This is a genomic window from Streptomyces sp. ASQP_92, from assembly GCF_025399895.1.
GTDB lineage: Bacteria > Actinomycetota > Actinomycetes > Streptomycetales > Streptomycetaceae > Streptomyces.
Map to the genome: position 1 here is coordinate 24,365 of NZ_JAODUA010000007.1, position 24,790 is coordinate 49,154.

Below are 24,790 nucleotides of genomic sequence, written 5' to 3' on the forward strand. Positions count from 1 at the left end.
CGGTTTACGACCCTCACGCGCCCGTCGACGGAACGTTCCGTCGACGGGCGCCGTGCATACACGGATACCCTTGACAGGTGACCGACGCCCATAAGACCGCAGCCGAGACAGCACTGCGAACCACCGGGGGCGCTCCCCCGGACGACGTCGACAAGGCGCCGATTCCCTTGCTGGAGCCCCGAGAGGGCATTCCGCCCGTCGTCGCCACCGACGAGGCCCTGGCCGACGTGGTGGCCGCCTTCGCGGCGGGCACCGGCCCCGTCGCCGTCGACGCCGAGCGCGCGTCCGGCTACCGCTACGGGCAGCGCGCCTACCTCGTGCAGCTGCGCCGGGAGGGCGCGGGCAGCGCGCTCATCGACCCGGTCGGTTGTCCGGATCTCTCCGCTTTGGGGGAGGCACTTTCGGACACGGAGTGGATTCTGCACGCCGCCACCCAGGATCTGCCCTGCCTGCGCGAAATAGGCATGGTTCCCTCCCGGATCTTCGACACCGAGCTCGCGGGCCGGCTCGCGGGGTTCCCGCGGGTGGGCCTCGGCGCGATGGTCGAGAGCGTGCTCGGGTTCGCTCTGGAGAAGGGCCACTCGGCGGTCGACTGGTCGACCCGGCCGCTGCCCGAGCCCTGGCTGCGTTACGCGGCGCTCGACGTGGAGCTCCTGGTCGATCTGCGCGACGCCCTGGAGAAGGAGCTCGACCGGCAGGGCAAGCTGGAGTGGGCCCGCGAGGAGTTCGACGCCATCGCCTCCGCGCCGCCGGCCCCGCCGCGCAAGGACCCCTGGCGCCGTACCTCCGGCATGCACAAGGTGCGCAGGCGCCGTCAGATGGCGGCCGTACGCGAACTGTGGACGGCCCGGGACAAGGTGGCGCAGCGGCGTGACGTCTCGCCGGGCAAGGTGCTCAGCGACTCCGCGATCATCGAGGCCTCGCTGGCACTGCCCGCCCATGTGACCGCGCTGACCGCGCTGCCCGGGTTCGGGCACCGGATGGGCCGGCGGCAACTGGAGCAGTGGCAGGCCGCCGTCGACCGCGCGAAGGCGCTGTCGGAGGCGGAACTCCCGCAGCCCGGCCAGCCGTTGCAGGGGCCCCCTCCGCCGCGTTCCTGGGCGGACAAGGACCCGGCCGCCGCGGCCCGGCTCTCGGCGGCCCGCGCGGCCGTCTCCGAGCTCGCCGAGCGGCTGAACATGCCGCAGGAGAACCTGATCACTCCGGACACGGTGCGGCGGGTCTGCTGGGAGCCGCCGGGTGACCGGTCGGAGGCGGCGGTGGGCGAGGCGCTGGCGTCGTACGGTGCGCGGCGCTGGCAGATCGAGCAGGTGACGCCGCTGCTCTCGGCGGCCCTCACCGCCACCCCGGCCAAGCCCTGACCGTCCCCTCCCTGGGGCTCCGCCCCAGACCCCGTTCGCGCCTCAAGGGCGCTCGTCCTCAATCGCCGGACGGGCTGAAGTTGCCCCAGCACCGAGCAGTTAAGGGGCGCGGGGAACTGCGCGACCGGCCACGCACGGCCCGCGGACGAAAGCGGGTTTCAGGGGCGCGGGGAACTGCGCGAAAAGCGGGCACGGTCCGCGGGCGGAAAGGGGGTTGAGGGGCGCGGGGAACTGCGCGGCCGGCCACGCACGGCCCGCAGCCGAAGACGGGGTCAGGGGCGCGGGGAACTGCGCGGCACGCGGCCCCGGCCCGCAGGCCGGCCCACCCCCGGGGTCTGGGGCGAAGCCCCAGGGGGGTGACCCCGCAGTGTGACCTTCGCCGCTCCCGCCCAGGGGACTGGGCAGTTTGGTTACCCGCAAGTAGCATGGGGCAGGTGAGCGCGCGCTCAGCCGGCGCGCAAGCCAAGCGCAGCAGTGCCATCCCGCACCTGGAGGAGAGCCATCGTGCCTCGTACCGTCAGGGACGTCGTCTTCGTCGACGGCGTCCGCACCCCGTTCGGCAAGGCGGGCCCGAAGGGCATCTACCACGAGACCCGGGCCGACGATCTCGTCGTCAAGGCGATCCGGGAGCTGCTGCGCCGCAACCCGGCCCTCGACCCCAAGAAGATCGACGAGGTCGCCATCGCCGCGACCACGCAGATCGGTGACCAGGGTCTGACCCTGGGCCGCACGGCCGGCATCCTCGCGGGTCTGCCGCAGTCCGTGCCGGGCTACTCCATCGACCGTATGTGCGCGGGCGCCCTGACCGCGGTGACCTCGGTCGCCGGCTCCATCGCGTTCGGCGCGTACGACGCCGTCATCGCCGGTGGCGTCGAGCACATGGGCCGTCACCCCATGGGCGAGGGCGTCGACCCGAACCCGCGGTTCGTCAGCGAGAAGCTGGTCGACGAGTCCGCCCTGTTCATGGGCATGACCGCCGAGAACCTGCACGACCGCTACCCCCAGATCACCAAGCGGCGCGCCGACGAGTACGCCGTGCGCTCGCAGGAGAAGGCCGCCAAGGCCTACGCCGACGGCAAGATCCAGCAGGACCTGGTCCCGATCTCGGTGCGCAACACCAACGCCGAGGTGGGCGAGACCGGCTGGGGTCTGGTCACCGCCGACGAGCCGATGCGTCCGGGCACCACCCTGGAGAGCCTGGCGAACCTGAAGACGCCGTTCCGCGTCCACGGCAACGTCACCGCGGGCAACGCGGCCGGCCTCAACGACGGCGCCACCGCGTCGATCATCGCGTCCGAGGAGTTCGCGCGGGAGAACAACCTCCCCGTGAAGATGCGCCTCGTCTCCTACGCCTTCGCCGGTGTGGAGCCCGAGGTCATGGGCTACGGCCCGATCCCGGCGACCGAGAAGGCCCTCGCCAAGGCTGGTCTGTCGATCGAGGACATCAACCTCTTCGAGATCAACGAGGCGTTCGCCGTCCAGGTCCTCGCGTTCCTGGACCACTACGGCATCGCCGACGACGACGCGCGCGTCAACCAGTACGGCGGCGCCATCGCCTACGGCCACCCGCTCGCCTCCTCGGGCGTACGCCTGATGACGCAGCTGGCCCGGCAGTTCGAGGAGCAGCCGGAGGTCCGCTACGGCCTCACCACCATGTGCGTCGGCTTCGGCATGGGCGCCACGGTCATCTGGGAGAACCCGCACCACAAGGACGCCGGAGGCAGCAAGTGAGCACCACCACCGCTGAGCTTCTCAAGGGCGCGGCCGAGCTGTTCCCGGACGAGGTCGTGACGTCCGCGCACGTACGCCACCTCGAACTGCCTTACGGCGCCGGGCGCTTCGCGCTCATCACGCTCGACAACGGCTTCGACCACACCAAGCCGACCACCTTCGGCCCCGGCTCGCTGGCGAACCTGAACGCCGCCATCGACCAGGTCGAGAAGGAGGCCGCCGAGGGCTCCATCGTCGGCGTCGGTGTCACCGGCAAGCCGTTCATCTTCGCGGTCGGCGCCGACCTCAAGGGCGTCGAGCTGCTGAAGAAGCACGAGGACGCGCTGGCCATCGGCAAGGGCGGCCACGAGGTCTTCAAGCGCCTGGCGGGCCTCGCGGTCCCCACCTTCGCGTACTACAACGGCGCGGCCATGGGCGGCGGTGTCGAGGTCGGTCTGCACTGCACCTACCGCACCGTCTCCAAGGCGCTGCCCGCGTTCTCGCTGCCCGAGGTCTTCCTCGGCCTGGTCCCGGGCTGGGGCGGCTGCACGCTGCTTCCCAACCTGATCGGCGCCGAGAAGGCCGTCTCGGTCATCATCGAGAACTCGCTGAACCAGAACCGTCAGCTCAAGGGCAAGCAGGTCTTCGAACTCGGCATCGCGGACGCCCTGTTCGAGGGAGCCGACTTCCTGGAGCAGTCCCTCATCTGGACGGCGAACGTCCTCAAGGGCGACGTCACCGTCGAGCGTCCCGCGATCGACCGCGGCGAGGCCTGGGACCAGGCCGTCGCCAAGGGCCGCTCCATCGCCGACTCGAAGGTGCACGGCGCCGCCCCGGCCGCCTACCGCGCCCTCGACATCATCGCGGCGTCCAAGGACGGCGACCTCCAGGCCGGTTTCGACGCCGAGGACAGCGCGCTCGCCGACCTGATCATGGGTGGCGAACTGCGGTCCGGCATCTACGCGTTCAACCTGGTCCAGAAGCGCGCCAAGCGCCCGGCCGGCGCCCCGGACAAGAACCTGGCGCGTCCGGTCACCAAGGTCGGCGTGGTCGGCGCGGGCCTGATGGCCTCGCAGCTCGCCCTGCTGTTCCTGCGCCGCCTGGAGGTGCCGGTCGTGCTGACCGACATCGACCAGGAGCGCGTCGACAAGGGTGTGGGCTACGTCCACGCCGAGATCGACAAGCTGCTCGCCAAGTCCCGGATCAACCAGGACAAGGCCAACCGTCTCAAGGGCCTGGTCTCCGGTGTCCTGGACAAGGCGGAGGGCTTCTCGGACGCCGACTTCATCATCGAGGCGGTCTTCGAGGAGATCGGCGTCAAGCAGCAGGTGTTCGCGGAGGTCGAGGCGGTCGCCCCGGCGCACGCGATCCTCGCCACCAACACCTCCTCGCTGTCGGTCACCGAGATGGCGTCGAAGCTGAAGCACCCCGAGCGGGTCGTCGGCTTCCACTTCTTCAACCCGGTCGCGATCCTGCCGCTCCTGGAGATCGTCCGCGGCGAGCAGACCGACGACGTCTCGCTGGCCACGGCCTTCGGGGTGGCGCGCAAGCTGAAGAAGACCGCGGTCCTGGTGAAGGACGCCCCGGCGTTCGTCGTCAACCGCATCCTGACCCGCTTCATGGGCGAGATCCAGAACGTCATCGACGAGGGCACCCCGGTCGCCGTCGCCGAGAAGGCCGTCGAGCCGCTCGGTCTGCCGATGTCGCCCCTGGTCCTGCTCGAACTGGTCGGCCCGGCCATCGGTCTGCACGTGTCCGAGACCCTCAACCGCGCCTTCCCGGACCGCTTCACGGTCTCCGAGAACCTGGCCGCGGTCGTGAAGGCCGGCAAGCGCGGCTTCTACGTCTACTCCGCCGAGAACGGTTTCAAGCCGGAGCTGGACCCGGAGGTCGCCGCCCTCCTCAAGCAGGGCGACGTGGCCCTGACCGAGGAGCAGACCCGCGACCGCGTCCTGGACGCGGTGGCGCAGGAGATCGGTCTGATGCTGGACGAGGGCGTCGTCGCCGAGGCCCAGGACATCGACCTCTGCCTGATCACGGGCGCCGGCTGGCCCTTCCACCTGGGCGGCATCACGCCGTACCTGGACCGCGAAGGCGTCTCGGAGCGCGTGAACGGCAAGAAGTTCCTGGCGCAGGGCGTCGCGAGCGTCCCGGCGTAACCCGTTCCACGACAGCGGCCCCGCACTTCGGTGCGGGGCCGCTGTCACGTCCAAGTGCCGTGCCCGCCACGGCCCTTGACGGGGCGTCAGGCGATACGCGAAGGCCCGGGACCGTCGTGGTCCCGGGCCTTGGTGCGCGTGGGTGTCAGACCTGCTGCCAGGCCTCCAGGGCCAGGCCCGGCTCGTCGGTGCGCTGGCGGGTGATCCGCAGGCCGCCGTCGGCCGTGAACACGCCGAGCACGACCCGGCCGTCGGCGTCCACCGTCAACGCGGGGGCGCCCACGCAGACGTCACCAGTCGGGGTCCAGGTGACCCCGGCGTCCTCCCGCTCGGTGGGGTAGGCCGCTATCGCCGGGCGGCCGTCGCGGTCGCGCTGGGCCAGCACCGTGCAGTCGACACCGTCGATCTCCGTGCGCAGTACCGCGACCGGACCCGAACCACGGCCACCGAGCGACTCCATGGGGCCGTCCCCGCGCCAGGCGCGCAGCTCGCCGGACTTGGCGTCGCGCAGGAAGAAGGTGACACTGCCTTCCGCGCCGGTCTCCAGGCCGTTGACGGTGGCCGTCTCCGGGTCTCCGGGCAGCTTGTCGATGCGCTCGAACTTGGCGTCGGCGGCGGCCCGTCGGAAGCGCATGATGCCGTCGTCGGACGGGGCGTGGATGAACATCCGGCCACCCTCGGACGCCACGACGGATATCGAGCGGTCGGCGCCGTTGCCGTTGAGGTCGGCCCAGCCGGCCCACTTGCCGGACGGCTCCTGGCCGCGCGCGGAGACCCCGCCGAAGGCGTTGCGCACGACGATCTGGGCGTTGCCCAGCGAGTCGACGCCCACCGAGGGGTGGCCCATCCGCAGCCCGAGCTTCCAGTCCCGCCGAGGATAGGGGGAGCCCACGACGGCCCAGTTCTTGACCGGGCGGCCCGTCTGGTACTGGATGGCGTGGACGAGCTCGGTCCAGGTGCCGCCGTCCTCGATGGGGGTCTGGCGCAGCGCGGTGAGGTGCACATAGCCGTCGGGGCCCTGGGCGACCGAGAGGTGCGACTGGAGTCCCTTGCCCGGCGCCACGAGTTCGGGGCCCGTCCAGGCGCCGCCCGGCCGTGTCTCGGTCCAGCGGGCCACGCCGCCGGTGGCGGGCGCGTACGCGGAGAGCCGGCCGTCCTTGCCGAGCCGGAGCCAGCCGGTGACCGTGGGGCGGCCGTCCTCGGTCGCCACGCGGGGGGTCGCGGGGACGGGTGCGGTGACGATGCCACCGGCCCGCGGGGGCTCACCGCCCGCTGTCCGTCGAGACCTCAGTGCCATGGTCCACGACCACCTTTCCCCACCGGATCCGCTTGAGCGTCCGGGTCCAGCAAAACAGCGACTTTGAGCGACCTTAACACTGGTCGCGGCCCCTGTTTTCCCCGGGATTTCCGTCCCCACGTGGGGCTTTTCACCGCTCGCCGCAGGGTCCGGAGCGGCGGTCCCGTCCATGGACTACGTCCGCCCGGGTGAGGGCCGGTCCGCCCGCACGTAGAAGACGGCCCCGTCCACGACGGCGCTGCGCTCGTACCGTGCGGCGAGGAAGCGGCGCAGGGTGGGGAGGCGGTCGGGGGCGAAGGGCTTGCCACGGGAGTCGTCCACGACGAGTGCCGGCGGACGGTCGGCGAGCTCGGCGCGGAAGACCGGCCACGCACCGTCCACCCCGTACTTCTCCCCCACCTGGGGGCCGTCCCGGCCGCCGCTGTAGTTGGTGAGCAGCCCCGCGGTCAGATAGCGGCTCGCGGGGGCGCGCCGGGCCAGCCAGTACGTCTCCGGGTGTATGCCCCAGACCAGGACCCGTTCGGCGGGCGCGGTGCGGGCCTCGACGGCCGCGGCGAGGCGCTCGGTGTGGGCGAGGTCCGGGCGCGGGGCGAGCACGCCCCACACCAGGAACAGGGCGCACGCGCAGGCGCAGGTGGACAGCGCGCTGGTGAGCCGGGGGGCGGGCAGGATCTGGAGCGCGCCGGTGGCGAGCAGCACCAGGGGCGGGATGAGCTGGAGGTAGTAGTGGCCGAAGAAGTGGAGGCCGAGCAGGACCGCCCCCGCCGAGGCGATCAGCCAGAGCCACAGATCTCCGGCACCGGTCCGGGCGATGCGCAGCACCCGCACGACCGGTGGCAGGAGCCCGGCGCAGCCCGCGCCCAGGATGAGGGTGTTGGTCAACCCCCTGGTCAGGACGTGCAGTTCGGAGCCGGTGAAGGAGGCGTAGGCCGCCGAACCGGTCACCGTCCAGAACAGGAAGCGGGAGGGCCCGGTGAGCAGGGCCACCGCGAGGATCGGCACGACAAGCCCAACTCCCGTACGGGGCAGGGAGGTTCGCCAGGACCGGGGGTGTTGCCACGCCAGCCACAGGACGGGGACGAGGGCGGCGCCGCCGGTCTGTTTGGTGAGGCAGGCCCCGGCGACCGCGAGGCCGGCCCGGGCGAAGTGCCCCCGGTCGGCGCAGCGGACGGCGAACGCCGTGAAGGGCAGCATGAACACCTCGAAGGTGGCGGCCTGGGCGTCCTCCGGGTTGAGCCCCACCGAGACCAGCAGGTACAGGACACCCGCGGCGCGCCCCGCGCGGTCGCCCCAGCGGCGGCGGGCGGTGGAGGCGAGCGCGAGCGCGGTCAGGAGCTGGGCGGCGATCGCGGCGAGGCGCAGCGGGCCGAGCGAGCCGTCCCCGCACAGGGCGAACGCGGCCTCGTACAGCCAGGGCAGCAGGGGTGGTTTGCGGTCGACGACGGTGGCGTACAGGGTGCCGCCGCTCGCCAGGAGGCGTGCCTGGACGGCGAGATAGCCCTCGTCGGGGCTCCACAGGGGGTGACGGAAGGACGGCAGGCGGGTGAGCAGGGCGAGCACGGCGAGGACCGGCAGCAGGCGCCGCCAGTAGCCCCCGGGCGTCCGGGAGTTCGGGTCGGTGGGGCCGGTGGGGCGACGGCGCTGGCCCGGCAGCGTGCTCGTGGTCACGGATCGGAGCGACGGTGGTGGCTCGGCGAGCATGCGGGCCACCCTATGCGGCCCCGTAGGCCCCGATCACGGGGACATACGGGGCCGCCTGCGGAATCGCGCGCCGGTTACCGGGTGGTGGGGGTGGCGGTCTCCTCGACGCGGCTGTGCCGGCGGCCGTAGACGAAGTAGATGACCACGCCGATCGCCATCCACACGCCGAACCGGATCCAGGTCTCGGCGGGCAGGTTGAGCATCAGCCACAGCGAGGCGGCCACCGCGAGCGCGGGCACCCAGGGCACCAGCGGGGTGCGGAAGGCGCGGGGCAGTTCGGGCCGGGTGTGGCGCAGGATGACGACGCCGATCGCGACGACGACGAACGCGAACAGCGTCCCGATGTTCACCAGGTCGGCCAGTTCGCTGAGGCTGGTGAAGCCCGCGACGATCGCGATGATCACGCCGAGCAGGATGGTCGGCCGGTGCGGGGTGCGAAAGCGCGGGTGGACGTGCGAGAAGAACCGGGGCAGCAGCCCGTCCCGGCTCATCGCGAAGAACACCCGGGTCTGGCCGAGCAGCAGGATCATGCACACCGTGGTCAGGCCCACCGCGGCGCCGAAGCTGATGATGCCGGCGAAGAAGGGGTGGCCGGTGGCCTTGAACGCGTCGGCGAGCGGCGCGTCCACCGACAGCTTGGAGTAGTGCTGCATACCCGTCACCACGATCGAGACGGCCACGTACAGCAGGGTGCAGATGAGCAGCGAGCCGAGGATGCCGCGGGGCATGTCCCGCTGCGGGTTCTTGGTCTCCTCGGCGGCGGTCGCCACGATGTCGAAGCCGATGAAGGCGAAGAAGACGACCGAGGCGGCGGTGAAGATGCCCATCACACCGAAGTTGGTGGGGGCGTAGCCGGACATGAGCTGGATGAGCGGGGCCTTGAGGTCGCTGCCCGCGCTCTGTGCCTGCGCCTTGGGGATGAACGGCGAGTAGTTGTCGGAGTTGATGAAGAACGCGCCCGCGATGATCACGATGAGGACGACCGTGACCTTGATGGCGACGACGACCGAGGTGACCCGGGCCGACAGCTTCATGCCGAGGACGAGGATGCCGGTGAGCACCAGGACCAGGGCGGCCGCGAGGATGTCGAAGCCGAAGCCGTGGGCGCCGTCGCGGCCGCTGAGGGCCTCGGGCAGATGCCAGCCGGCGTTGTCCAGGAGCGAGCGGACGTAACCGGACCAGCCGACCGCCACCACCGCCGTGCCGAGCGCGAATTCGAGCACCAGGTCCCAGCCGATGATCCACGCGGGCAGTTCGCCGAGCGAGGCGTAGGAGAAGGTGTACGCGGATCCGGCCACCGGCACTGTCGAGGCGAACTCGGCGTAGCAGAGCGCGGCGAGCGCGCACACGACGCCCGCGACCACGAACGCGAGCGAGACGCCCGGCCCGGCGTTCTCCTTGGCGACCTTGCCCGTGAGGACGAAGATGCCGGTGCCGATGATGACTCCGACCCCGAAGACGGTGAGGTCGAGAGCGGACAACGACTTCCTGAGTGCGTGTTCTGGCTCCTCCGTGTCTCTGATGGATTGTTCGATCGATTTGGTCCGGAACAGACCTTTACTGGCCACCCGTGCACCTCCGCTAGCTCAACGTCCTCGCCATGATCGGGAGGAGAGGAGGTACGGGTACCGGGCTGAGCGCGTTTTTCACGCGAACGGGCCGGACCCATCACCCGTACGGGAGATCGGTCCGGCCCATTGACCTGCGCTCACATGATCAGTCGCGCACGGGCTCCGCCGCCGCGCGGCTCTCCTCGAACCGTCCGTCCAGCTTGGAGACCAGACCGGTCACCTGACGGGCGATGTCGGGCGCGGTCAGACCGATCTCCGTCATCACCTCGCCGCGCGAGGCGTGGTCGAGGAAGCGGGGCGGAATGCCGAAGTCGCGCAGCGGCACGTCGACGCCCGCGTCGCGCAGCGCCTGGCTGATCGCCGAACCGACGCCGCCCACGCGGCTGTTGTCCTCGACGGTCACCACGACGCGGTGCTTCTCGGCGAGCGGCGCCATGGCCTCGTCGACCGGCTTGACCCAGCGCGGGTCGACCACGGTCGTCGAGATGCCCTGGGCGTCCAGGAGGTCGGCGATCTCCAGGCACATCGGCGCGAGCGCGCCGACCGAGACCAGGAGCACGTCGGGGCGCGCCCCGGACGAGGCGGGCTCGCGCAGCACGTCCATGCCACCGACGCGGCCCACGGCCTGGACGGCGGGGCCGACCGCGCCCTTGGAGAAGCGCACCACGGTGGGGGCGTCCTCCACCGCGACGGCCTCGCGCAGTTGGGCGCGTACCTGGTCGGCGTCGCGCGGGGCGGCGATCCTGAGGCCGGGCACGACCTGGAGGATCGACATGTCCCACATGCCGTTGTGCGAGGCGCCGTCGGTGCCGGTGACGCCGGCCCGGTCGAGCACGAAGGTCACGCCGCACTTGTGCAGCGCGACATCCATCAGGACCTGGTCGAAGGCGCGGTTGAGGAAGGTGGCGTACACCGCGAAGACGGGGTGCACCCCGCCGGTGGCGAGGCCCGCCGCGGAGACCGCGGCGTGCTGCTCGGCGATGCCCACGTCGTAGACCCGCTCGGGGAAGGCCTTGGCGAACTTGTCGAGGCCGACCGGCTGGAGCATGGCCGCGGTGATCGCGACGATGTCCTCGCGCTCCTTGCCGATCTCGACCATCTCCTCGCCGAACACCGAGGTCCAGTCGAGGCCGGAGGTCGACACGGGAAGGCCGGTGTCCGGGTGGATCTTGCCGACCGCGTGGAAGCGGTCGGCCTCGTCCGCGAGCGCCGGCTGGTAGCCGCGGCCCTTCTCGGTGAGGCAGTGCACGATGACCGGGCCGCCGAAGCGCTTGGCGCGCTGGAGCGCCGACTCCAGGGCCTCGATGTCGTGGCCGTCGATGGGGCCGACGTACTTCAGGCCCAGGTCCTCGAACATGCCCTGCGGGGCGATGAAGTCCTTGAGGCCCTTCTTGGCGCCGTGCAGGGTCTCGTACAGCGGCTTGCCGACGACCGGCGTGCGCTCCAGGAGGTCCTTGCCCTTGGCCAGGAAGCGCTCGTAGCCGTCCGTGGTGCGCAGGGTGGCGAGGTGGTTGGCGAGGCCCCCGATGGTCGGCGCGTACGAGCGCTCGTTGTCGTTGACCACGATCACCAGGGGGCGGTCCTTGGCGGCGGCGATGTTGTTCAGCGCCTCCCAGGCCATGCCGCCGGTCAGCGCGCCGTCGCCGATGACCGCGACGACGTGGTCGTCCTTGCCGAGCACCTCGTTCGCCTTGGCGAGGCCGTCGGCCCAGCCGAGGACCGTCGAGGCGTGGCTGTTCTCGATGACGTCGTGGTCCGACTCGGCGCGCGCCGGGTAACCGGACAGGCCGCCCTTCATCTTCAGCCGGGAGAAGTCCTGCCGCCCGGTGAGCAGTTTGTGGACGTAGCTCTGGTGCCCGGTGTCCCACAGGACCCGGTCCCGGGGGGATTCGAAAACGCGGTGCAGTGCGATGGTCAGTTCCACCACACCGAGGTTCGGACCGAGGTGTCCGCCGGTCTTGGAGACCGCGTCCACCAGGAAGGTCCGGATCTCTGCCGCCAGCTGGTCGAGCTGCTCCGGGCTGAGCCGGTCAAGATCGCGCGGTCCCCTGATACGGGTAAGCAGCGGCACCCGTGCCTCCTTGCATCCGTGCTGGTCGAGCATGCCGATCCGTTGAGTCTAATGTTCCGGCCGCGACCGCGGTCGCGGGGCGGTGCGTTCTGTGTCACCCGTGTTGCACACCCGGGACACCACGCGCAGACGTGCCCGGCGCCTCAGGGGCGCCGGGCACGTCGGGAACGGGGCAGGTCAGGCGCGGCCCGCGGACTTCTGGGTCTTGCGGGTGACGGCGTCGATGATCACGGTGAGCAGAAGCACACCACCGGTGATCATCTGCTGGATCGCCGAGGCGACGCCTTCGAGCGCCAGGCCGTACTGGATCGAGACGATGACCAGGACGCCCAGGAGCGCGTTCCAGGTGCGGCCGCGGCCACCGAAGAGGCTGGTACCGCCGATGACGGCCGCCGCGATGGCGTTCATCAGGAGCTCACCGCTGCCCGCGCCCTGGTTGGCCGCGCTGATCTTGGACGCGATGAAGAGGCCGCCGACGGCCGCGAAGGTGCCGGAGATCGCGAAGACCGAGGTGCGGACCATCACGATGTTGATACCGGCACGGCGGGAGGCCTCGACGCTGCCGCCGAGCGCGAAGATCATGCGGCCGTACGCGGTGCGCCGGAGCACGAAGTCGGTGACGATCAGCACCGCGAGGAAGATCACCACGGCCAGCGGCAGGCCCTTGTACTGGTTGAACATGAAGGCCGCGGCGAAGGCCACCACGGCGAGCAGCACGGTGCGCAGCACGATCTCGTTCAGCGGCCGCGAGGGGACGCCCGCGGCCTCGCGGCGGCGGCTGTCGAAGAACGCGGACAGGAAGAACACGGCGACGGCGACGGCTGCGGCGCCGTAGGCCACCGCGACATCGCTGAAGAAGTAGTTCGACAGGTTGTAGAAGACGCCGGAGCCGTTGGTGTTGATCGTGCCGTTGTCGCCCAGGATCTTCAGCATGAAGCCGTTCCAGAACAGCAGACCGGCCAGCGTGACGGCGAAGGCGGGGACGCCGATCCGCGCGAAGATGAAGCCGTGCAGGGCGCCCGCGACCGTGCCCGTCAGGATGGCCAGGATCAGCGCCAGCCACTCGGGCGTGCCGTGGATGATGTTGAGCACGGCGAAGGACGCGCCCGCCACACCGCTGACCGAGCCGACCGACAGGTCGATCTCGCCGAGCAGCAGCACGAACACGATGCCGACCGCGATCATGCCCGTGCCGACCATGGCGACGGAGATGTCCGAGAGGTTGCCGGCGGTGAGGAAGTTCGAGTTCAGGCTCTGGAAGACGATGCAGATGATGACCAGGCCGATGATGACGGGCAGCGCGCCCAGGTCACCGGCGCGCACCTTGCGCTTGAACTCGCCGAGGTAGCCGGTGAGGCCCTGCTCGCGCACGAGCAGGCGGGGGTCCACCACGGTGGAGGCGGCCTCGGCCGCGGGCGGCGCGTCCACGGGGGCCGCGGCGGGCTTGCCGAGGTCGGCCGGGGAGGTCTTGTCGGTGCTCACTTCTGAACCTCCGCGTTGCGCGCCGCACGGCGGGTCACGGCGTTGTCCGTGGCCCCGGTGATGGCGGAGATGATCTCTTCCTGCGAGGTGGTCTTCACATCGAAGACACCGTTGTTCCGGCCGAGCCGGAGCACCGCGACCTTGTCGGCCACGGCCTTCACATCGGCCATGTTGTGGCTGATGAGGACGACGGCGTGGCCGCGCTCGCGCAGCCGCTCCACGAGGTCGAGGACCTGCGCGGTCTGCTCGACGCCGAGCGCCGCGGTCGGCTCGTCGAGGATGACGAGCTTGGGCTCGCCGAGCATCGAGCGGGCGATGGCCACCGTCTGGCGCTGACCGCCGGAGAGCGAGGCGATCGGGATGCGCACGCTCGGGATGCGGATCGACAGCGTGGTGAGCAGCTCGCGCGAGCGGCGCTCCATCTCGACCTCGTCGAGGACACCGCGCTTCTTCAGCTCGCGCCCGAGGTAGAGGTTGCCGACGACGTCGATGTTGTCGCACAGCGCGAGGTCCTGGTAGACGGTCGCGATGCCGAGGGTCTGGGCGTCGTGCGGCTTGCCGATCTGGACGGCCTTGCCCTCCCACTCGATGACGCCGTCATCGATGGGGTGCACGCCGGCGATCGTCTTGACCAGCGTGGACTTTCCGGCGCCGTTGTCGCCCACCAGGGCGACCACTTCACCGGCGTGGACCTCAAGCTCTACGTCGGTGAGCGCCTGAACGGCACCGAACCGCTTGGAGACCCCGCGCAACGCCAACACGGGCGTAGCGGACACGTGAACCATCTCCTTCGCCGCCTGACCGGCGGGGATGCCGCGCCCGTAGGGGTGGGGGCGCGGAGGTCGAGCAGAAGAGAACAGAAAGGGGAAGAACGTTTCGTCCGGCGCCCCCGCCGCAGCGGGACATGGGCGGGCGCGGGGCGCCGGAGGGGCGGTGCGATCCCTCAAGTCCCTTGCGCCGCAAGGGACTTGACAGGAGGAGCTACTTGACGCCGGCCGCGTCGCAGGCGGCCTTGTAGGTGGCCGTGCAGAGCTCGGCGACCGTGTAGATCTTGTCCTTGATGACCGTGTCGTTGATGTTGGCCTTGGTCAGCGACACGACCGGGACGATGTTCGACGGCACGCCCTTGGTGGTCGGCGAGTCGAGCTTCTTGGGGGCGAGCGAGCCGAGGTCCTGGCCCTTGGCGAGCTTGACCGCCATCTCGGCGGCGATCGCGTCCTCCTGCGGGTAGGACTTGTAGACGCTCATGTACTGCTCGCCCGAGAGGATCCGCTGCACACCCGCGAGCTCGGCGTCCTGGCCGGTGACCGGGGGGAGCTTGGCGAGGCCGGCGGCCTTGAGGGCGGTGATGATGCCGCCCGCCATGCCGTCGTTGGCGGAGTAGACGCCGATGACCTTGTCCTTGCCCAGGGCGGAGAGCGCGCCCTCCATGTTGGCGTTGGCGTTCTCGGGCTTCCACTCCTTGGTGTCGTACTCCTTCCCGATGTTCACCTTGCCGTCGAGCTCGGCGTGGGCGCCCTTCTTGAAGAGCTTGGCGTTCGGGTCGGTGACGGCGCCGTTCATCATGACGATGTCGCCGGACTTCGCCTTGTCGCCCAGGGCCTCCAGGAGGGCCTTGCCCTGCACGTGACCGACTTCCTCGTTGTCGAACGACACGTAGGAGTCGATGGGGCCCTCGGCGAGGCGGTCGAAGGCGACGACCGGGATGCCGGCGTCCTTGGCCTTCTTGACCGAGCCGGCGATGGCCTTGGAGTCGACCGCGTCCACGATGAGCGCGTCCACCTTGTTGGTGATCATCGTGTCGGCCTGCTGGTTCTGCGTCGTCGCGTCCTGCTTGGCGTTCGCGTAGACGATCTGGCCCTTGCCGTTGGTCAGTTCCTTGACCTTGGCCTCGATCAGCGGCTTGTCGAACTTCTCGTAGCGCGCGGTCTGGTTCTCCGGGAGCAGCAGACCGATCTTGAGGTCGTCGCCCTTCTTCGCGCCGTCGGACGACTTGGTGCCGCCGCCCGACTCCTTGGCGCTGCCACAGGCGGCGAGCGAGACGGCCATCGCGGTGGCGGCAACGGCTACAGCGGCACGACGCATGTTCGTGTTCACTTCAGAAACCTCCCTGACGAGGCCGCGACGTTGCGGCCGAGGTGGCTGGAAGTCAACTCGGCGTTAAGCCCACCGTCAAGGAGTAAATCCTTAACGAGATGACAACGGTGCCATCCGTTATCTAAGTGAAGGCAGGAGCCGAGGCCGGGATCGCACTGTCCAACAGGGTCGAATCGCCCATTTCACTCAGCGCGAGAGCGAGCGCGCCCAGCACTTCCGCCCGGCCGCCGAGCGCTCCGGGAAGAACCGACAACTGCCGTGCGGCGCTGGGGATCGCGTACCGCGACACCGAGTCCCTGATGGGTCCCAGAACGAGTTCCCCGGCCTCCGCGAGGTCGCCGCCGAGGACCACCCGGCTCGGGTTGAGCAGGTTGCACAGGTTGGCGACGCCGCTGCCGATGTGGCGCCCGACGTCCGCGATCACCCGCCGGCACCCCGGGTCACCCGCGCGGGCCATTTGGACCACACGCTCCATCGTGAGATCGGCGCCGTGGCTGGATTGCAGCAGCGGCAGCACATAGCGGGCCGCCGTGAACGTCTCCAGGCAGCCGCGGTTGCCGCAGCGGCACACCGGGCCCGACTCGTCCAGGGTGATGTGCCCGATCTCGCCCGCGGTGCCGCCGGGCCCGCGGTAGATCTGCCCGTCTATCACCAGACCGGCGCCCACACCGCTGGCGACCTTGATGTACGCGAGGTCGCGCACCCCGCGCCCGGCGCCCCACACCAATTCGCCGAGGGCGCCCAGGTTGGCGTCGTTGTCGACGTACACCGGCACGCCCAGGCGCCCGGAGAGCTCCTCGCTGGGGTTGATGCCGGTCCAGCCCGGCAGGATCGAGGTGGAGCCGAGCGTGCCGGACTCCACGTCGATGGGACCGGGCACGCCGAGGCCCACGCCGATGATCTTGTCCTGGCCGATGCCGGTGGCCGCGATCAGGCGTTTGACCAGCTCTTCCGCCCGGCCGAAGCCCTGCGCGGAGGAGGCGTCGACATCGAGCGGCTCGGACTCCTCGGCGAGCACCTGGTGGGCCAGGTTGCCGACCGCGACCCTCAGGTGCGTATGGCCGAAATCGACGCCGATCACGATGCCGGCCGAGCCGCTGAGCGAGACGCTGCGGGCCCGGCGCCCGCCGGCCGAGGTGGGGGTGACCTCGACGGTCCCGCCGTCCTTCAGCTCGCGGACGATGTTGGAGACGGTGGCCGCGGACAGACCCGTCGTTCTGGCGATCTCGGCCTGGGTGAGCGAGCCCGCCATGCGCACGGCGCGTACGACCCGCTCCAGGTTGGCCCGGTGCAGTGATGTCTGCGACCCCGGAGTCTCCATCGACTCATCCACTCCCGCCGTAGGCGGACGGCACGACGGCCGCCCCCGCACGGAGCCGCAGCAATGAGGCCCCGTCTTATCTCCAACATGTGAACCCTAAGCTCAGCCTTCTGGGTGGTCTCCCGTCAAGACCTGAGCAGACGCGGAGCGGATCGGGGCACACACGACCGCCCGTGGGCACGGGGCCCACGGGCGGTCGGGGGAAGAAGGCTCACACGGGCGTCGGCTACTTGATGGCGCCCGCCGTCAGGCCAGCCTGGACCTGCTTCTGGAAGACGATGTAGACGGCGAGCACGGGCAGCATCGCGATCGAGAGCCCCGCGAAGAGCGCCCCCCAGTCGCCCTGGTAGCCCTGCTGCACGGCGAGGTCCGCGAGCCCCTGGGTGAGCACCCAGTTCTTGGTGTCGCCCTGGTTGAGCACCAGCGGCAGCAGGTACTGGTTCCACTGGCCGAGCACGTTGAAGATGCCGATGCTGATGATGCCCGGCTTGGCCATCGGCAGCATGATCTGGAAGAACGTGCGGGTGTGCGAGGCCCCGTCGATGAGCGCGGCCTCGGCGACGGTGGTCGGCAGCGTCCGGAAGAACGCCGTCATGAAGAAGACCGTGAACGGCAGCGAGTACGCGATGTAGATGAGGATCAGGCCGGGCAGCGTGTTGAGGATGCCCAGGTTCTTGGTGACGAAGAAGAGCGGCACGAGGACCATCACCACGGGGAACGCCATGCCGCCGACGAACAGGAAGTAGATGAACCTGTTGCCGGGGAACTCGAAGCGGGCCAGCACATAGGCCGCCATCGAGCCGAGCAGCATCGTGCCGGCGGTCGAAACCCCCACCACGAACGCCGTGTTGAGGAAGTACTGCCCGATGTTGGCCTTGCTCCAGGCCCGCGACCAGTTCTCGAAGTGGAACTCGGTGGGCAGCGCCCAGGGGTGGGTGAGGATGTCGCCGGAGGTCTTGAACGAGCTCCACAGCGCCCACAGCAGGGGTACGCCCACCATGAGCGCCCAGACCAGGAGGAACACGTGGGAGAAGGCGTTGAGCACGCCCCCCTCGCTGCTGCGCCACTTCCAGCGGGCGGCGCTGGCGGCGGGTGCGGACGACTGCTCGCCGTCCACCTGCATGGTTTCGGTGGTCATCGCGCCATCCCTAGAATTCGATGCGCTCACGGCGCGAGAGCCGCATGCTGAGAATGGCGAACACGAGGGTCACGATCAGCATCGCGACACCCATGGCGGCTGCCATTCCGTACTGGCTGTTGTCCCGGAACGCCGTCTTGTACAGGAGCAGCGGGACCACGTCGGTGGATTCGTCGGGACCGCCGACGTTCACGGACATGAGCTGTACGTAGATGAACGCGTCCATCGCGATGATGCCCATGTAGACCCAGGCGGTGGCCACGGTGTCCCGCAGCAGCGGCAGGGTGATCCGGAAGAACGTCTTGACCCGCGAGGCGCCGTCCAGGAGGGCCGCCTCGTAGATCTCGCCCGGGATGGAGGCCATGCCGGCCGAGAACAGGACGACGTAGAAACCGACGTTCGCCCACACCATCACGACCATGATGCAGATCAGCGCGATGCTGGAATCGCCGAGCCAGGACTGCTGGAGCGAACTCAGACCGACGCTCGACAGCAGGGAGTTGAGCATTCCGTTCTGCGGATCGGGATTGTAGATCTGCTGCCACAGGATCGCGATGATCGTGATCGAGAGAACCTGCGGGAAGAAGAAGACCACCTTGTAGAGGCCCGAGCCCCGCACGCCGGCGACCCCCGCAGAACCCCTGCGACGGCCGCCGACATTCAGCATGAAGGCGAAGAAGAGACCGAAGGCCAGCGTGACGACCGGCACGAAGAGCAGCAGAAGAACGTTGTGCCACAACGCCTTCCAGAACAGGTCGTTGTGGATCAGCTTCTGATAGTTGTCCAACCCGATGAAATTCTTCTCGGGGGTCAGTCCGCTCCAGCTCGTCAGCGAAATCTGGAAGTCCTGGAGGAAGGGCGAGATCACGAGGACCCCGTACAGCGCCAGGGGAATTGCCAGGAATCCGATGATGAACCGGTACTTGCCGTGTCGCATGTCGCCGGTCGCTCTCGTCTCAGCCAGTGGGGTTAAGCGGCCTCGTCAGAGGTGCTTGAACTTCGGGACGGAGGAGTCCTTCTTGGTGTCGTCCGCCGCCTTCTGGGCGCGGTCGATCCATTCGGTCGCCTTGATCTTGCCGGAGAGCAGGTCCAGGGTGAGGTTGCCGATGGTCTCGTTGTTCAGCTTCTTGTACCAGTCCTGGAGCCGGGAGTTGAGCACGTTGGGACCCGCCGCCTTCAGGGCGGCGTTCGCCGAGGTGAGGCCCGGGGTCAGGGAGAGGCCGTCGGCGGCGCCCTGGACACAGGTCAACGACTTGATGGCGTTGGTGAAGTTGGAGGTCTGCTTCTTGCTGAGCATGATGCGCAGCAGCTCCATGCCACCCGTGGGGTTCTTGCCGTCCTTGGCCACGATGAAGGGCTCGCCGGCCGCCGCGTACAGGGCGCCGAAGGGCAGCTTGTCGTTCGGGCCGGAGCCGATGAGGGAGCCGACCGCGAGGTCGAAGTCCTTCGGCATGGTGGGCGCGGCCTCGTTCTCCACCCAGGAGCCGTCGGAGACCATCGCCGCGCGGCCCTGGGTCCAGGCGGTCTGCATCTGGATGTGGGTCATGCCCTCGGAGCCCTGGAGGAAGTAGCCCTGGCCGGCCAGTTCCTCGTAGTACGCGATGACCTCCTTGACCGCGTCGGTCTTGAAGGCGCCGTCGTCGAGGTTGTCGATCGCGTTGAGGGCCTCCTTGCCGCCGACCTTGCCGATCTGGTGCAGCAGGTCGAAGTGCACGTAGTACGGGTACTTGCCCGGGTACGTGAACGGCGCGATGCCCGCGGCCTTGATCTTCTTGCAGAGCGCCAGCATGTCCGAGAAGGTCTGGGGGTAGGTCCAGCCCTTCTCCTTGAACAGCTTGTTGGAGTAGAAGGTGCCGTAGACGGTGAACGCGTAGTTGAACGCGTACATCTCCTTGGAACCGAACTGGCCCTGCTCGACGGTGCCGGCGATCAGGACGTCGCGGACCTTCTTCGAGGGGTCGTCGATGGTCGGCGCGTCCAGGAGCGGGGTGAGGTCCTGGAGCTTGCCGGTCTTGGCGAGGGCCGCGGTGTCGAGGTTGTCGGCGCCGGAGTTGTCCATGAAGTCCGGCGGGCTGCTGCTGGCGAACCGGGGCTGGAGCTTGGGGCCGATGGCCTGGGTGCCGGTGTGCTTGATCGTGATGCCGTACTTGGCGTTGTAGTCGGCCTCGGCGGACTTGATGTAGTCGTCGCCGAAACCGCCCTTGAAGACGAACGCCTCAAGGGCGGTTCCCTTGTTGACGCCCAGCGGATTGTCCGCCGACTTGGTGCCCTGAGAACTGGGCTTCTTGGTGGTGTCACCGCTGTCGGAACTGGCACACGCGCTCAGAAGCGACGTCGCCGGCACTGCCAGCAGGCCGATTGCCATGGCCCGCTTGAGTGCGTCACGACGGTTGATCTCGGATCCCATGCTCAAGTCCTCGCCTTCTCCAGGACTCATGCGGTGCAGCGGAATCCGCCGACGCCCGCGAACAGTTGAAGCGTGAGTGATGCCGTACATCCATCGCGGAGGCTGCCCGGCCCCGGGCCGACCGGCCCGCACGCGGTTCCCCCGCCCGCGTTCAGCGGGTTGCCCGGACGCCGACAGGTATAGTCCACTTCCCGTCAACTGAGCAAGATCGAAAGCACGGTTGGCCGACAGTCTTTCCCGAGTTGAGACCTCGGAGATGTATTTCATTGGTACGTACCAATGAGGACAGGCCGCTCCTTTTGACGCGCATTACACACCTTGACGACTGCATTGCCGCGCCGATTCAAGCCACGCATTCCTTCCCAACACCCTTGACACCACCCCGTACTTGCCGCGCTACTGGATCCTGCGTTTTCTCTCTGACAACGTTGTCCACCTCGCATCTGCCGGTCACGACCGGCGCGCGCCGAAGGAAAGGGCCAGCATGCTGCCCAGATCCCGGTACCGACGAGGACCGGCGGCCGCCCTGGCCGCCGCCTCGTTCCTGCTCGTCGTGACGGCCCAGTGGGCCGTCGGGACGCCGTCCGCGACCGCCCAACCGGCCACGCACGGCGGCCGGTTCGGCACCTCCTTCGAGACCGGCGAGCCCCAGCCGGACTGGGCCAATACCGTAGAGACGGACCGGGCCGGAACCAAGCGGTCCTCGGGGGTCGACGGCGCCTTCGCCAGTGGGATACCGGGCAACGTGACCGACCGGGTCACCAACGTCCGGGCCAGCGCCGAGAACACCGACGGCGGGGAGGTGAAGGAGAACCTCGTCGACGGCCAGCCGAGCACCAAATGGCTCGCTTTCCAGCCGACGGCTTGGCTGGAATTCGATCTCTCCGAACCGGTGAAGATCCTCGCCTACGCGTTGACGTCGGCCAATGACGCGCCCGAACGCGACCCCAGGGACTGGACGCTGAAGGGGTCGGTGGACGGCAAGGAGTGGAAGAGTCTGGACAGCCGCTCGGGGCAGAGCTTCAAGAGCCGCTTCCAGACCACGACCTACGACTTCACCAACACCACCGCCTACGCGCACTACCGCCTGGAGATCACCGCCAACGGCGGCGCCTCGATCACCCAGCTCGGTGATGTCCAGTTCTCCAACGGCGACACAAGCACGCCCACTCCGCCGGACATGCTGACCGTGCCCGACCGCGGCCCCGGCGGCTCCCCCACCGCCAAGGCGAACGCGGGCTTCACCGGGAAGCGGGCGCTGCGCTACGCCGGCACCCACAAGGCCAAGGGCCCGGGCTACTCGTACAACAAGGTCTTCGACGTCGATGTGCCGGTGGCCCGGGACACCGAGCTCGACTACAAGATCTTCCCGTCGATGACGGAGACCGACCTCACCTACCCCGCCACCCACGTGGCCGTGGACCTCGCCTTCACCGACGGCACCTATCTGAGTGACCTCAAGGCCGTCGACTCGCACGGGGGGCTGCTCACTCCCCAGGGCCAGGGCGCCGCCAAGACGCTCTACGTCAACCAGTGGAACCAGGTCTCCTCGGTGATCGGCACGGTCGCCGCCGGCCGGACGGTGGACCGGATCCTGGTGGCGTACGACTCCCCCCAGGGCCCCGCCGCGTTCCAGGGCTGGATCGACGACCTCACCATCGCGCCGAAGAAGCCCGCCAAGCCGCTCGCGCACCTCTCCGACTACGCGCTCACCACCCGCGGCACCAACTCCAGCGGCTCCTTCTCGCGCGGCAACAACTTTCCCGCCACGGCGGTGCCCAACGGGTTCAACTTCTGGACCCCGGTCACCAACGCCGGATCGCAGGACTGGCTGTACGACTACGCGCGGCGCAACAACGCCGACAACCTGCCCACCCTCCAGGCCTTCAGCGCCAGCCACGAACCGAGCCCGTGGATGGGCGACCGGCAGACCTTCCAGGTGATGCCGTCCGCTGCGGCCGGCACCCCCGACGCCTCCCGCACCGCCCGCGCGCTGCCCTTCCGCCACGAGCGGGAGACCGCCAGGCCGTACTACTACGGGGTCACCTTCGAGAACGGCCTCACCACGGAGATCACGCCCACCGACCACGCGGCGATGATGCGGTTCACCTATCCCGGTGACGACGCGAGCCTGATCCTCGACAACGTCACCAACCAGGGCGGCCTCACCCTGGACGCGGCCACGCGCTCCTTCACCGGCTACTCCGACGTCAAGAGCGGTCTGTCGGCCGGCGCCGGACGGCTCTTCGTGTACGGCGTCTTCGACGCGCCGGTCACCGCGAGCGGCAAGCTGCCCGGCGGCGGGGGCGCCGACGTCACCGGCTACGCGCGCTTCAAGCCCGGCAAGGACCGCACGGTCACCCTGCGGCTCGCGACCTCCCTCATCAGCGTGGACCAGGCCCGGGCGAACCTCGCCGCCGAGATTCCCGCCCGGGCCGGCTTCGACACGGTCAAGGACCGGGCCCGCCAGGCCTGGGACAGGATCCTCGGCCGCATCGAGGTGGAGGGCGCCTCGCAGGAGCAGCTGACCACCTTGTACTCCTCGCTGTACCGGCTGTACCTGTATCCCAACTCCGGCTTCGAGAAGGTCGGTTCGAAGAACCGGTACGCCAGCCCGTTCTCCCCGAAGACCGGCGAGGACACCCCCACGCACACCGGGTCGAAGGTCGTCGACGGCACGGTCTACGTCAACAACGGGTTCTGGGACACCTATCGCACGACCTGGCCGGCGTACTCGCTGCTCACCCCGAAGAAGGCCGGCGAGATGGTCGACGGCTTCGTCCAGCAGTACAAGGACGGTGGCTGGATCTCGCGGTGGTCCTCGCCCGGCTACGCGGACCTGATGACCGGCACCAGCTCCGACGTCGCCTTCGCGGACGCCTATGTGAAGGGCGTGACGTTCGACGCGGAGGCCGCCTACGAGGCGGCCCTGAAGAACGCGACGGTCGCCCCGCCGTCCTCGGGGGTCGGCCGCAAGGGCATGGACACCTCCCCCTTCCTCGGCTACGCGCCGACCTCCACGCCCGAGGGCCTGTCCTGGTCGATGGAGGGATACGTCAACGACTACGGCCTCGCGAAGATGGGCCAGGCGCTGTACGCGAAGACCAAGAAGCCCCGCTACAAGGAGGAGTCGGCGTACTTCATGGGCCGGGCCCAGAACTACGTGAAGCTCTTCGACGGCAAGGCCGGCTTCTTCCAGGGCAAGGACGCGAACGGCCAATGGCGCGTGGACAGCGCGAAGTTCGACCCCCGCGTCTGGGGCTACGACTACACCGAGACCAACGGCTGGGGCTATGCCTTCACGGCCCCGCAGGACTCGCGGGGCCTGGCCAACCTGTACGGCGGCCGAGCCGGCCTCGCCCAGAAGCTGGACGCCTACTTCGCGACGCCGGAGACCGCCTCACCGGAGTTCGCCGGATCGTACGGCAGCGTCATCCACGAGATGACCGAGGCGCGTGATGTGCGGATGGGCCAGTACGGCCACTCCAACCAGGTCGCCCACCACGTCACCTACATGTACGACGCGGCGGGCCGGCCGGACAAGGCGCAGGAGAAGATCCGGGAGGTGCTGCGGCGCCTGTACAACGGCAGCGAGATCGGGCAGGGCTACCACGGTGACGAGGACAACGGCGAGCAGTCGGCCTGGTTCGTGTTCTCGGCGCTCGGCTTCTATCCGCTGGTCATGGGCAGCGGAGAGTACGCCGTCGGCTCGCCCCTGTTCACCAAGGCGACCGTCCATCTGGAGAACGGCCGCGATCTGGTGGTGAAGGCGCCGAAGAACAGCGCGACCAACGTCTATGTGCAGTCCCTGAAGGTCGACGGGAAGGCGTGGAACTCCACGGCGCTGCCGCACGACCTGCTGGCGCGGGGCGGCACGCTCGACTTCGCCATGGGCGCCAGGCCCTCGTCGTGGGGCACCGGGAAGAACGCGGCGCCGGTCTCCATCGCCCAGGACGACAAGGTGCCCGCTCCCCCGGCCGACGCGCTCACCGGTTCCGGCCCGCTGTTCGACAACTCCTCGGCGACGTCGGCGGAGTTCACGACGGTGGAACTGCCGGTGGCGGGCGCCCCCCGCGCGCTCCAGTACACCCTCACCTCCGCGGACCGCACCAAGGCGCCGACGTCCTGGACACTTCAGGCCTCCGCCGACGGCACGACATGGAAGGACGTCGACCGCCGGGCCGACGAGCGTTTCACCTGGGATCACCAGACCCGGGTGTTCTCCCTGCGGGCCCCCGGCGCGTACGCGCACTACCGGTTGGTGAGCGGGAACGGAGGCGGGGCGACGCTGGCGGAGGTCGAGCTGCTCTCCTGAACGGCCGGGAATTCCGGGGGATTTCACCCGGGCAAAGCTCATCTTTCCCGGTATTCGGACGAGTTGAGATGTAAGGATGCGGTGAAGCAGCGCGGTGGGGTGTCGTACGGCTCATGGGTCGTACGGCGCCCCGTCCGCGCTTTCGCTCACCGAAGTCCAG

At 69.3% G+C, this 24,790-nt stretch carries 15 protein-coding genes; 4 read left to right on the forward strand and 11 right to left on the reverse strand.

What is annotated here, in order from left to right; all coding sequences use genetic code 11:
• Nucleotides 1–77 precede the first annotated feature (77 nt).
• The 3 genes from N4G70_RS17595 (at nt 78) to N4G70_RS17605 (ending at nt 5,230) form a co-directional block, all read left to right on the forward strand.
• The gene (locus N4G70_RS17595; protein ID WP_261713601.1) at nt 78–1,361 is read left to right on the forward strand and encodes a ribonuclease D; all 1,284 of its coding nucleotides are present in this window, start codon (nt 78–80) and stop codon (nt 1,359–1,361) included.
• A gap of 504 nt (nt 1,362–1,865) precedes the next feature.
• Nucleotides 1,866–3,092 (forward strand): acetyl-CoA C-acyltransferase, encoded by a 1,227-nt coding sequence (locus N4G70_RS17600; protein ID WP_261713602.1) that lies wholly within the window; start codon nt 1,866–1,868, stop codon nt 3,090–3,092.
• On the forward strand, nt 3,089–5,230 hold the full coding sequence (locus N4G70_RS17605; protein ID WP_261713603.1) for a 3-hydroxyacyl-CoA dehydrogenase NAD-binding domain-containing protein: 2,142 nt from the start codon (nt 3,089–3,091) through the stop codon (nt 5,228–5,230). The genes N4G70_RS17600 and N4G70_RS17605 overlap by 4 nt, the downstream gene beginning before the upstream one ends.
• A 145-nt stretch (nt 5,231–5,375) precedes the next feature.
• Here the strand turns inward: N4G70_RS17605 and N4G70_RS17610 are convergent, their stop codons facing one another.
• The 11 genes from N4G70_RS17610 to ngcE form a co-directional block, all read right to left on the reverse strand.
• Nucleotides 5,376–6,527: a hypothetical protein gene (locus tag N4G70_RS17610; protein ID WP_261713604.1), complete on the reverse strand. Its 1,152-nt coding sequence runs from the start codon at nt 6,525–6,527 to the stop codon at nt 5,376–5,378.
• A 174-nt stretch (nt 6,528–6,701) separates the two neighbouring features.
• On the reverse strand, nt 6,702–8,228 hold the full coding sequence (locus N4G70_RS17615) for a glycosyltransferase family 39 protein (protein WP_261713605.1): 1,527 nt from the start codon (nt 8,226–8,228) through the stop codon (nt 6,702–6,704).
• Nucleotides 8,229–8,302: 74 nt separating this feature from the next.
• The gene (locus tag N4G70_RS17620) at nt 8,303–9,796 is read right to left on the reverse strand and encodes an amino acid permease (protein WP_261713606.1); all 1,494 of its coding nucleotides are present in this window, start codon (nt 9,794–9,796) and stop codon (nt 8,303–8,305) included.
• Nucleotides 9,797–9,944: 148 nt separating this feature from the next.
• Nucleotides 9,945–11,870, reverse strand: coding sequence for a 1-deoxy-D-xylulose-5-phosphate synthase (dxs, locus tag N4G70_RS17625; protein ID WP_261713607.1), 1,926 nt, complete (start codon nt 11,868–11,870; stop codon nt 9,945–9,947).
• Nucleotides 11,871–12,047: 177 nt separating this feature from the next.
• Nucleotides 12,048–13,352: a sugar ABC transporter permease gene (locus N4G70_RS17630; protein ID WP_388728857.1), complete on the reverse strand. Its 1,305-nt coding sequence runs from the start codon at nt 13,350–13,352 to the stop codon at nt 12,048–12,050.
• On the reverse strand, nt 13,349–14,137 hold the full coding sequence (locus N4G70_RS17635) for an ATP-binding cassette domain-containing protein (RefSeq protein WP_120720786.1): 789 nt from the start codon (nt 14,135–14,137) through the stop codon (nt 13,349–13,351). The genes N4G70_RS17630 and N4G70_RS17635 overlap by 4 nt, the downstream gene beginning before the upstream one ends.
• A 196-nt stretch (nt 14,138–14,333) precedes the next feature.
• Nucleotides 14,334–15,437, reverse strand: coding sequence for a sugar ABC transporter substrate-binding protein (locus tag N4G70_RS17640; protein WP_261713782.1), 1,104 nt, complete (start codon nt 15,435–15,437; stop codon nt 14,334–14,336).
• Nucleotides 15,438–15,570: 133 nt separating this feature from the next.
• Complete coding sequence (locus tag N4G70_RS17645) at nt 15,571–16,770, reverse strand: ROK family transcriptional regulator (protein ID WP_261713608.1); 1,200 nt, start codon at nt 16,768–16,770, stop codon at nt 15,571–15,573.
• 226 nt (nt 16,771–16,996) lie between these two features.
• Nucleotides 16,997–17,908 carry a carbohydrate ABC transporter permease gene (locus tag N4G70_RS17650; protein ID WP_261713609.1) on the reverse strand — a complete coding sequence of 304 codons (912 nt, stop codon included), beginning with the start codon at nt 17,906–17,908 and terminating at the stop codon, nt 16,997–16,999.
• Nucleotides 17,909–17,918: 10 nt separating this feature from the next.
• The gene (locus N4G70_RS17655) at nt 17,919–18,845 is read right to left on the reverse strand and encodes a carbohydrate ABC transporter permease (protein WP_261713610.1); all 927 of its coding nucleotides are present in this window, start codon (nt 18,843–18,845) and stop codon (nt 17,919–17,921) included.
• Between the two features lie 45 nt (nt 18,846–18,890).
• On the reverse strand, nt 18,891–20,315 hold the full coding sequence (gene ngcE / locus N4G70_RS17660) for an N-acetylglucosamine/diacetylchitobiose ABC transporter substrate-binding protein (protein ID WP_261713611.1): 1,425 nt from the start codon (nt 20,313–20,315) through the stop codon (nt 18,891–18,893).
• A gap of 484 nt (nt 20,316–20,799) precedes the next feature.
• Here ngcE and N4G70_RS17665 point away from each other — a divergent pair, with 484 nt between their 5' ends.
• Nucleotides 20,800–24,630, forward strand: a complete 3,831-nt coding sequence (locus N4G70_RS17665; RefSeq protein ID WP_261713612.1) for a GH92 family glycosyl hydrolase — start codon at nt 20,800–20,802, stop codon at nt 24,628–24,630.
• The last annotated feature ends 160 nt before the right edge of the window (nt 24,631–24,790 follow it).

Coding starts and splice junctions, on each gene's coding strand:
- N4G70_RS17610 (WP_261713604.1), bottom strand. CDS start 6,527: ATGGCACTGAGGTCTCGACGGACAGCGGGCGGTGAGCCCCCGCGGGCC.
- N4G70_RS17615 (WP_261713605.1), bottom strand. CDS start 8,228: ATGCTCGCCGAGCCACCACCGTCGCTCCGATCCGTGACCACGAGCACG.
- N4G70_RS17635 (WP_120720786.1), bottom strand. CDS start 14,137: ATGGTTCACGTGTCCGCTACGCCCGTGTTGGCGTTGCGCGGGGTCTCC.
- N4G70_RS17640 (WP_261713782.1), bottom strand. CDS start 15,437: ATGCGTCGTGCCGCTGTAGCCGTTGCCGCCACCGCGATGGCCGTCTCG.
- N4G70_RS17645 (WP_261713608.1), bottom strand. CDS start 16,770: ATGGAGACTCCGGGGTCGCAGACATCACTGCACCGGGCCAACCTGGAG.
- N4G70_RS17650 (WP_261713609.1), bottom strand. CDS start 17,908: ATGACCACCGAAACCATGCAGGTGGACGGCGAGCAGTCGTCCGCACCC.
- N4G70_RS17655 (WP_261713610.1), bottom strand. CDS start 18,845: ATGCGACACGGCAAGTACCGGTTCATCATCGGATTCCTGGCAATTCCC.
- ngcE (WP_261713611.1), bottom strand. CDS start 20,315: ATGGGATCCGAGATCAACCGTCGTGACGCACTCAAGCGGGCCATGGCA.
- N4G70_RS17665 (WP_261713612.1), top strand. CDS start 20,800: ATGCTGCCCAGATCCCGGTACCGACGAGGACCGGCGGCCGCCCTGGCC.